At 66.5% G+C, this 430-nt stretch carries 1 protein-coding gene; it reads right to left on the bottom strand.

Annotated features, from left to right (window positions below; genetic code table 11):
- Nucleotides 1-430 (bottom strand): LysR substrate-binding domain-containing protein (locus tag SB772_RS39215; RefSeq protein WP_410838419.1); only part of this gene is annotated, 430 nt, incomplete at both ends.

The raw sequence follows: 430 nt of genomic DNA, 5'->3' as shown, positions 1-430 counted from the left end.
GTCGACGAGGAAGGCCCAGTCGATCACGCGCCCCGTGCGGCTCGAAAAATAATTCACGGCGCGATGCTCCTGCAGATCGTCGAGCGTTCGCGGCATGCCGTGGCTTTCGAGGTACGAGGGCGCCGCGCACGACACGCCTTCGAACAGCCCGATGCGCCGCGCGACCAGCGACGAATCCTGCAACGCGCCCACGCGCACCACGCAATCGACGCCTTCGCCGACAAGGTCGATCTGGCGATCGGTCACGCCGAGTTCGATCGAGATGTTCGGATGGGCGGCGAGAAACTCGGGCAGCGCGGGCACCATGATCTGCTTGGCCATCGCGGGCGGCAGGTTCACTTTGAGGCGGCCGCGCGGCACGTTGCGCGCCTGCGATACCGCGGCTTCCATGTCGTCGATTTCGCGCAGAACCCCGACGCAGCGCTCGTAG

The organism is Paraburkholderia sp. SIMBA_030 (assembly GCF_046535245.1).
In the GTDB taxonomy this organism is placed as follows: domain Bacteria; phylum Pseudomonadota; class Gammaproteobacteria; order Burkholderiales; family Burkholderiaceae; genus Paraburkholderia.
Note: the sequence above shows the minus strand (reverse complement) of the source record. Positions and strands in the feature narration are given on the sequence as shown.